Annotated in this window: 11 protein-coding genes; all 11 read right to left on the bottom strand. The window is 66.4% G+C overall.

All coding sequences use genetic code 11. The annotated features are described in order from the left end of the window. Positions 1 to 3: 3 nt before the first annotated feature. Positions 4 to 624 (bottom strand): EVE domain-containing protein, encoded by a 621-nt coding sequence (locus tag B0E41_RS21930; protein ID WP_363352379.1) that lies wholly within the window; start codon positions 622 to 624, stop codon positions 4 to 6. Between the two features lies 1 nt (position 625). Continuing rightward, positions 626 to 1,003 (bottom strand): VOC family protein, encoded by a 378-nt coding sequence (locus B0E41_RS21925; protein WP_077334457.1) that lies wholly within the window; start codon positions 1,001 to 1,003, stop codon positions 626 to 628. 98 nt (positions 1,004 to 1,101) lie between these two features. Continuing rightward, positions 1,102 to 1,833, bottom strand: a complete 732-nt coding sequence (locus B0E41_RS21920) for an LrgB family protein (protein ID WP_077334461.1) — start codon at positions 1,831 to 1,833, stop codon at positions 1,102 to 1,104. 23 nt (positions 1,834 to 1,856) lie between these two features. Beyond that, on the bottom strand, positions 1,857 to 2,222 hold the full coding sequence (locus B0E41_RS21915; RefSeq protein WP_077334455.1) for a CidA/LrgA family protein: 366 nt from the start codon (positions 2,220 to 2,222) through the stop codon (positions 1,857 to 1,859). An 18-nt stretch (positions 2,223 to 2,240) separates the two neighbouring features. Continuing rightward, positions 2,241 to 2,654 carry a DUF3597 domain-containing protein gene (locus tag B0E41_RS21910; protein ID WP_077334459.1) on the bottom strand — a complete coding sequence of 138 codons (414 nt, stop codon included), beginning with the start codon at positions 2,652 to 2,654 and terminating at the stop codon, positions 2,241 to 2,243. Between the two features lie 158 nt (positions 2,655 to 2,812). Further along, a complete protein-coding gene (glcF, locus tag B0E41_RS21905; RefSeq protein ID WP_077334453.1) occupies positions 2,813 to 4,042 on the bottom strand; it encodes a glycolate oxidase subunit GlcF in 1,230 nt (409 codons plus the stop codon). A 14-nt stretch (positions 4,043 to 4,056) separates the two neighbouring features. After that, positions 4,057 to 5,268, bottom strand: a complete 1,212-nt coding sequence (locus tag B0E41_RS26820) for a pentapeptide repeat-containing protein (protein WP_143433961.1) — start codon at positions 5,266 to 5,268, stop codon at positions 4,057 to 4,059. Between the two features lie 14 nt (positions 5,269 to 5,282). After that, the gene (locus B0E41_RS21895) at positions 5,283 to 5,549 is read right to left on the bottom strand and encodes a Txe/YoeB family addiction module toxin (protein ID WP_077334449.1); all 267 of its coding nucleotides are present in this window, start codon (positions 5,547 to 5,549) and stop codon (positions 5,283 to 5,285) included. A gap of 8 nt (positions 5,550 to 5,557) precedes the next feature. Beyond that, positions 5,558 to 5,812: a type II toxin-antitoxin system prevent-host-death family antitoxin gene (locus B0E41_RS21890; protein ID WP_077334447.1), complete on the bottom strand. Its 255-nt coding sequence runs from the start codon at positions 5,810 to 5,812 to the stop codon at positions 5,558 to 5,560. 67 nt (positions 5,813 to 5,879) lie between these two features. Beyond that, positions 5,880 to 7,013: a glycolate oxidase subunit GlcE gene (gene glcE, locus B0E41_RS21885; protein ID WP_077334445.1), complete on the bottom strand. Its 1,134-nt coding sequence runs from the start codon at positions 7,011 to 7,013 to the stop codon at positions 5,880 to 5,882. A gap of 77 nt (positions 7,014 to 7,090) precedes the next feature. Then, positions 7,091 to 7,333, bottom strand: coding sequence for a hypothetical protein (locus tag B0E41_RS26815; RefSeq protein ID WP_143433960.1), 243 nt, complete (start codon positions 7,331 to 7,333; stop codon positions 7,091 to 7,093). Between the last annotated feature and the right edge of the window lie 204 nt (positions 7,334 to 7,537).

Genomic DNA, 7,537 nt, shown 5'->3' with positions numbered 1-7,537 from the left:
CGCTTATTGTGCGGTGGCCTCGGCCTCTGCCAGACCCAGCAGCGCCATATCCGCCCGCATGGCCCGAGCGATCCGACGCATGTCGTCCGAAGACACCTCGAACAGGCCGAAACGGAACTTGTGGCCCCAGCGCTGCCGGTCTTCGACGAAGCCGAGTTCGTCGAGCAAAGGCCCGATGGGAGCGGGCTGCGCGCTCACGTAGCGCACATCGCGGCGGTGCGGCACGAAACCTCCGCCCATGTCGACCGCATAGGGTTCGCCCGGCAACACCGCACCGATGCTCACGAAACTCTGCAGCCGGTCTTTGCCGCCCATGGTCTGGGCGGGTGCGTAGTAGGCCACCACGTCGCCAGCGCGCAGGCGCTGGAGCGGCGCGCGCTTGCCGTGGCAGACCTGCATGAAGCCCATGGGGGCGTGGTCGCGCCCCCGCAGCGCGTGCTCGGCGCTGGCGACCGCGATCCAGTGGCGAGGCTCGTGCTCAGGAGGACCCATGCCGTTTTTATCCACAGCGGCATCCGTTTTCATGGGGCCGGGGACGGTGCAGCTCAGGGCACCGCCGGGCCGGCTTTGCCGGACGGCCAGTGCCGCCCCGGGGTCGCGCGCAGCGCGGCGGGGGTGGGCCATCTCAGGCCAGCGCGTGCAGACCGACGCGGTTGCCTTCGCTGTCGATGATGTGGGCGAAACAGCCCATGCCGTCGGGCAGTGTCACCTTGGGCAGGGCCACGCTGCCGCCGGCTGCGGGGACGCGCGCCAGCCAGGCGTCGAGCGAAGGCGAGGCGTTCAGGTGCACCAGCGTGCCGTCCGCCGAGGGCTGGAAGCGCGGGTTCTTGAGCAGGGCGCCTTTCACATCGTCTTCACCCTCGACCTCAAACACACCAAGCTCCTCGCCCGGCCCGCCAAAGGCCTCGCGGCGCAGCCCACGGCCGGTGAGCACGCCGTAAAAGCGCATCGCGCGGTCCATGTCGGCGACGGGAATTTCAAACCAGTTCAGGGCGTGTGCCATGTGTCTCTCCAGGGGGTGATTGAACAGGCTGCGGATTCTGCGGACCCCCTGCTGACAGCGCTGTGTCAGCAGCCTGTCACACCCCTTCCTGCGCCGGTTCAGATCCAGCTGAGCAACCAGCCCGCCACCACGGGCAACGCCACCGCGCTGAACAGCGCCGTGAGCCCCATCGCGAGGCCGGCGAAGGCGCCCATTTCTTCGCTCACCAGGAAGGCCCGCGCGGTGCCGATCCCGTGGGCCGCGGTGCCGAGCGCGAAACCGCGCACGGTGGGGTCGGTGATGCGCAGTGCGTCAAACAGGTGGCGCGCGCTCGCCGCGCCGAGGATGCCGGTGCACACCACGAGCACGGCCGTCAATGTGGGCAGGCCGCCGATCTTCTCGGCAATGCCCATGGCCACGGGCGCCGTGACCGACTTGGGTGCGAGCGAAGCGATGGTGGCCTTGGACGCGCCGAGCGCCCAGCCCACGCCAATGGCCGTGACGGTGGCGGCCAGCGTGCCCACCACCAGCGCGGCAGCCATGGGAAACCAGAGCCGCTTCAAGCGCGCGAGCTGTTCGAACAGCGGCACCGACAGCGCGACCGTGGCCGGCCCGAGCAGGAAGTGCACGAACTGCGCACCCTCGAAATAGGTGGCGTAGGGCGTGCCCGTGGCCCAGAGCAAGGCGCCGAGCACGATCACCGACAGGGCCACCGGATTGGCCAGCGGATGGAAGCCGCTGCGTCGGTAGGTCACGAACGCGCCGTGGTAGACCAGCAGCGTGACCGTGAGGCCAAGCAAGGGCGACGCGGAGAGGTAGACCCAGACATCGGCGAGGCGGCCAACCGCCACACCAGCGAGGGGCAGGCCCTCGTTCACGGTGTGTCTGGGGCGGCGGGCGGCGCCACGCGCTTCATCAGCCACGCCATGGTGAGCGCTGCGCTGGCCAAGCCGACCAGCGTGCTGAGCACCAGCGCCACGCCGATGGCCAGCGCCTCGTCGCCCAGGCGCTGCAGGTGCAGCATCACGCCCACACCCGCAGGCACGAAGAGCAGCGAGAGGTGCTGCAGCAAGGTCTGCGCGGTGGGCTTGATGGCGCCGAGCAGCGAAGGCCGCAACACCAGCGCCAGCAGCAACAAGGCCATGCCCACCACCGGGCCCGGCACCGGCGCGGCCAGCGCGCGCACCAGCGCCTCGCCGATCAGCTGGAACACGAGCAGGGTGGCGAGCGCGGGGATCATCCGGGAACGCTCAGCCTTTTAGAGCAGCTCTTCCGGGATGTTGCCGCCGTTGGCCGCGATGTGGGCCAGCACGTTCTTGTGCAGCCACATGTTCATCTGGGCCGAGTCGCCCATCAGCTCGTCGGGGCAGTAGAGCTCCTTGGCCAGTTCCTTGCGCGCGGCCAGGCTGCTGTCCAGGCCCAGCAGTTTGAGCAGGTCGACGATGGACGTTTTCCAGTTGAGCTTTTCCGGGTGGTTGGCGGCCTTCTCGGTCAGCAGGGCGACCACGTCCACCATGGTGATGGAGTTGACCACGGGCTCGGCCGGAGCGGCGGCCACCGGGGCGGGTGCTGCAGCGGGCGCCGGTGCAGCGGCGGCCGGCGGGATGATGACGGGCGCTGCGGCCGCGTCTTTCATGCCCAGTTTTTCCAGAATGTTGCTGAAGAATCCCATGATCAATCCTTTGATGGCGTCGTGAACAGAAAGCGCTGTACCGGACGCAAACGGCAACGCGCCCCCAGCTTATAGGCTGTACACCCCATCGGCATGACACCGGGGTGAATATTCCGGCGCCGCGGTGGCGCCGAACCGTGCACAAATGCCTTCCGGTGTCAGGCCAGCGCGTCGTCCAGCACCTCGACCCAGTGCCGCACCGGCGTGGCCGTGCCACTTTGCAGGTGGGTGATGCAGCCGATGTTGGCGCTGGTGATCACGTCGGGCTGCAGCTCGCTCAGGTGGCCCAGCTTGCGGTCGCGCAGCTGGTACGACAGCGTGGGGTTGAGCACCGAATAGGTGCCAGCCGAGCCGCAGCACAGGTGCGCCTCGTTCTTCGCCACCTGCACCGTGAAGCCCAACGCGGCCAGGTGCTGCTCCACACCGCCCTTGAGCTGTTGCCCATGTTGCAGCGTGCAGGGCGGGTGAAAGCCGATGACCTTCTTGGCGTCGGGTTGCTGCGTGAGTTTGGGTTTCAACACCGGCACCAGTTCGGGCAGCAGCTCGCTCAGGTCGCGGGTCAGCAGGCTCACCCGCGCGGCCTTGTGCGCGTGGGTCGGATCGTCGGCCAGGATGTGGCCGTACTCCCTCACGGTCACCCCGCAGCCAGACGCGTTCATCACGATCGCCTCCACGCCCTGTTCCAGCAAGGGCCACCAGGCGTCGATGTTGGCGCGCATCTGCGCCATGCCGCCGTCCTGGTCGTTGAGGTGGAACTTCACCGCGCCGCAGCAGCCCGCCTGGGGCGCGATCACGGTCTGGATGCCGGCCGCGTCGAGCACGCGCGCGGTGGCCGAGTTGATGTTGGGCATCATCGCCGGCTGCACGCAGCCCGCGAGCATCAGCACCTTGCGTGCGTGCGTCTGCGTCGGCCAGCGCCCGGCGTCCTGTTTGGCCGGCACCTTGTTTTTCAACGAGGCCGGCAGCAGCCCGCGCACCAGCTGGCCCATCTTCATGGCGGGACCGAACAGCGGCGAAGGCAGGCCCTCCTTGAGCAGCCAGCGCACCGCCTTTTCGCCCGCCGGGCGCGGCACCTTTTCATCGACGATCTTGCGGCCGATGTCGATCAGGTGGCCGTAGTCCACGCCGCTGGGGCAGGTGCTTTCGCAGTTGCGGCAGGTGAGGCAGCGGTCCAGGTGCAGCTGCGTCTTGCGCGTCGGCTCGGCCCCTTCGAGCACCTGCTTCATCAGATAGATGCGGCCTCGCGGGCCGTCCAGCTCGTCGCCCAGCAGCTGGTAGGTCGGGCAGGTGGCGGTGCAGAAACCGCAGTGCACGCACTTGCGCAGGATGGCTTCGGCCGCACGGCCATCGGCGCGCGCCTGGTATTCGGGGGAGAGCTGGGTTTGCATGTCTCGGTTTCTGGTTATTTCATCTTGAAGAGGTTGCGCAAGGCGAGGCCGATGAGGAACAGCGCGAGGATGGAAACGGCTTTATGAAGCAGTAGGGTGAGAACGGTCCAGACGCCCAATTGATCGCCAAACAAAACTTTGCTGGCAGGTTCCGCGAGCTTTTCAAACCCAGGGAGCGCATGGGCTGCGGCGAACTGGATAAGTGGGCCGGTCGCACGGCAATTCCGCGCAGAAGGGACACAAGGAACAAGACCGGCTTGCCATGCGTACAGCAGAAACGCCAATATCAATGCGGCGACCAGCAAAGCCATTGGTCGGGCAACCCCAAACCCAAATTCCGAAAATTCGCGATAGACGGTATAGAGCCAACGCCGCGGGTCGCGATGTTTCTCAGCAGCCTTCGCTTCTTCTCCCATCTCAAGCTTAAAAAAGCGTTGTTCCTCGCGAGTCGCCTGCTGTTGAGCAAAGGCGAGCTTGAGCGTTCGATAGGCGCGCGCAGCATCAAGGCTACCGTTAGGTAAAGGAAAAACCGCGCCGTCAAAGGAGATGTTCTGGTGCAGCGTACAGCCGTGAAACTCCGGTGCTCCGCCGAAACGAACAGGTGCTCCAGTTACCAAGTTCACCCCAAAATCGGTGCGACCAGTGAACTGGCGGTTTTGAAAGCTCACCGACCCTTCAAATTCCGCACCCGCAAAGCTGATGTCGACAAACGCCCCAGGGTTCAGTCCCCGCGCTTCGGCCCAAGTTTTTTGCCTCTCAAATCGATTCCCGTACGCCGGCTGCAAGGCCACCCAGGTCCGCCCCCCGAAATCCGCATTTTGGCCCCACCGGGTACCGCAAAAGCTTGCACCGCGGTCCCACTGTGCGCCGATAAAACGAGCTCGATCACCCCATTTCGCACCCAAAAAACTGGCTCCCCTACCCCACTGTGCGCCAGAGAATCTGGCGTCATCTCCCCATAGGCTTTTCTCGAAGGTAGCTCCATCTCCGAAAACAAATCCTGAAAGGTCAACAGGCGTGTTTCGAAGATCCTGTTCTGAAAAGTCAGCGACATTTGTGTACCCGAACTCCCCTCCCACCCAGCGCGCCGGGAATTCACCCCTCCATTTATTCCAAGCCTCGGCCCCGCACCGCGCCAACGCCAAGCACTCATCCCGCGTGATGTTGTCCGGGTCGGCAATCGTTGCGGTCTGTCCGTCGCCGCTGTAGGTGTGCGGTTCAGCCATGTTGAGGACAGTCTTTACTCGCCATAGTGGTACCGCAACGCCGCAATCTCCAGCGTCTCTTCCCGCAAGCGGTAGACCATGCGGTGTTCCTGGTCGATGCGGCGCGACCACCAGCCGCTGAATTCGTGTTTGAGCGGCTCGGGTTTTCCGATGCCGTTGTAAGGGTCACGCTGGGCATCGGCGATCAGGGCGTTGATGCGGCGCAGGGTGGCCTTGTCTTGCACCATCCAGTATTGGTAATGCGCCCAAGCAGCGGTCGAGAAGCGGATGCTTTTCTGCATGGGCCGGCTCAGGGCTCTTGCAGGGTCTGCTCGGTGCCGCCGCCCGCGTCCAACTCGTCCATGGCCTCGCGCAACATGCGGCGATTGGCGGGTGAGTTCATCAGGTAGGCCGTTTCTTGCCAGGCGTTGAAATCGTCGAGGCTAATCAGCACGGCGGGCTTGCCGCCCTGGCGTGTGATGAGGATGGGCGCGTGGTCGTCGTTGACCTTGTCGAGCATGTGCGCGAAGTTGGCGCGCGCTTCGCTGTAGTTCAGGACTTCCATGGAAGACTCCGGTTGATTTTTACGTACAAATAATTGTACGCATTTGCCTGCGCAGTGACCAGCGCAATCAGCCCATACGGCCGGGGTTGAAGATGCCTGCCGGGTCGAACTCCCCTCGCAGGCGTTGCGTGATGGTGTCGATCACCGCGGTCTGGCGGTCAAAGCGCGGAACGCCAGGGGCGCCGTCGGCCCCGGCGCGGAACAGCGTTGCGTGGCCGTTCACCGCTGCGGTGGCGCTGCGGATCTCATCTGCGGCCGAGGCCGGCGCCCAGAGCCAGCGCTGCGCGCCCTGCCATTCGATCAGTTGCGCACACGGCAAGGCAATGACCGGCGCGGTCTGGGGCACCGAGAGACGCCACAGGCAGAGGTCGGCCGACGGTGCGTTGAAAAACGGCAGTGCCTGGTCGCGGCAGGCGGCCCAGTCGGGCCCGGCCTGTGCGTTGTCGATGAGGGTGCCGCCGGCTTCGCGGCCCAGGCGTTCGCAGGCCGATTCGACCGCCGCCACCGCGCCGCGCAGGCGCACGAACAGCAGCTCGGGCGCGTCGGGCGCGGTGTCGTCCTTCACCCAACACGAGGCGTTCAGCGGCAGCGGCTGGCCGCCCCAACGGTGCAGCTGCTCCAGCGCGTCGTGTTGGCCCAGAGCGAACACCAGCGTGGCCTCGCCCGGCGCCACCGGCAGCACCTTGAGGCTGATGTCGGTGATGACACCGAGCGTGCCCATGGACCCGGCCATGGCGCGGCTCACGTCGTAGCCCGCCACGTTTTTCATCACCTGCCCGCCGAAGGTGAGCCACTCGCCGCGTCCGTTGATGAACTGCAGGCCGAGCACGTAGTCGCGCACGCCGCCCGCCGTGGCCCGCGCCGGGCCGGCCAACCCGGCCGCGACCACGCCGCCGATGGTGGACGCGGCGCCGAAGCGCGGGGGCTCGAAAGGCAGGCACTGGCCTTGTTCGGCCAAGGCCTCTTCCAACTCGGCCAGCGGTGTGCCGGCGCGCACGGTGACCACCAGCTCGCTGGGTTCGTGGCTGACGATGCCCGCCCAGTCGCGCGTGGACAGCGGCTCGCCGGTCACGGACTCGCCGTAAAAGGCCTTGGTGTCGCCGCCGGTGATGCGCAGCGCCTGGCGCGCGGCCGTCGCGGCGCGCACCTGGTCGATCAACTGGCGGGGGGCGTCGGTGGGGCTGGAACTCATGGCCGCCATGGTAGCGGCGGCACCGTTCAGGGCCTTTGAATTTTTTGCACGGTTTGGTGCAATCGCAGCCGCCCGGCCCACGATGTCTATTGCGTGTGCCCCAGACACGCGCCAGCGTTGGGTCGGCCCTTGCACTCACGTTTCAAGCGCTTGCTGCGGGCCTCGGGGCTTTCGGAGGACGGTGCATCGATGAAGCTGACCTTACTGGGCGGGCGCTGGGCAGCCGCTGGGGTGGCGGCCGCTGACGCCAGGGGCGCGGTGCCAAGCCCCAGGGTGCAGGCCAGGCCGGCGAGCCAGACGACAGGCGCACGGGTGCGTTGAGTGGACATGGGTTCCTCCTGAATGTGATGTGGGTCCAACCCCGCATGCTGGCCATCGGAGACCCTTTTGTCTGTGACCCATTCACATCGGCATAGGGGGCCCCCATAACGGAGGCACCCCTGCCACACCACCCGGCATGCGGGTCCGCACCGGGCGGTTCGAGAGTTTGAGGTCACGACAGCCTCGGCAACCCCAACCCGTCAAAGTACGCC

Source organism: Hydrogenophaga sp. A37, assembly GCF_002001205.1.
Lineage (GTDB): Bacteria > Pseudomonadota > Gammaproteobacteria > Burkholderiales > Burkholderiaceae_C > Hydrogenophaga.
The sequence above is the reverse complement of the archived record's forward strand: the minus strand, read 5'-3'. Positions and strand labels throughout refer to the sequence as shown.

What these genes read in the sequence shown, in the direction of transcription:
- B0E41_RS21930 (WP_363352379.1), bottom strand. Translation starts at nt 624, where the DNA reads ATGGCCCACCCCCGCCGCGCTGCGCGCGACCCCGGGGCGGCACTGGCC.
- B0E41_RS21925 (WP_077334457.1), bottom strand. Translation starts at nt 1,003, where the DNA reads ATGGCACACGCCCTGAACTGGTTTGAAATTCCCGTCGCCGACATGGAC.
- B0E41_RS21915 (WP_077334455.1), bottom strand. Translation starts at nt 2,222, where the DNA reads ATGATCCCCGCGCTCGCCACCCTGCTCGTGTTCCAGCTGATCGGCGAG.
- B0E41_RS21910 (WP_077334459.1), bottom strand. Translation starts at nt 2,654, where the DNA reads ATGGGATTCTTCAGCAACATTCTGGAAAAACTGGGCATGAAAGACGCG.
- glcF (WP_077334453.1), bottom strand. Translation starts at nt 4,042, where the DNA reads ATGCAAACCCAGCTCTCCCCCGAATACCAGGCGCGCGCCGATGGCCGT.
- B0E41_RS26820 (WP_143433961.1), bottom strand. Translation starts at nt 5,268, where the DNA reads ATGGCTGAACCGCACACCTACAGCGGCGACGGACAGACCGCAACGATT.
- B0E41_RS21895 (WP_077334449.1), bottom strand. Translation starts at nt 5,549, where the DNA reads ATGCAGAAAAGCATCCGCTTCTCGACCGCTGCTTGGGCGCATTACCAA.
- B0E41_RS21890 (WP_077334447.1), bottom strand. Translation starts at nt 5,812, where the DNA reads ATGGAAGTCCTGAACTACAGCGAAGCGCGCGCCAACTTCGCGCACATG.
- glcE (WP_077334445.1), bottom strand. Translation starts at nt 7,013, where the DNA reads ATGGCGGCCATGAGTTCCAGCCCCACCGACGCCCCCCGCCAGTTGATC.
- B0E41_RS26815 (WP_143433960.1), bottom strand. Translation starts at nt 7,333, where the DNA reads ATGTCCACTCAACGCACCCGTGCGCCTGTCGTCTGGCTCGCCGGCCTG.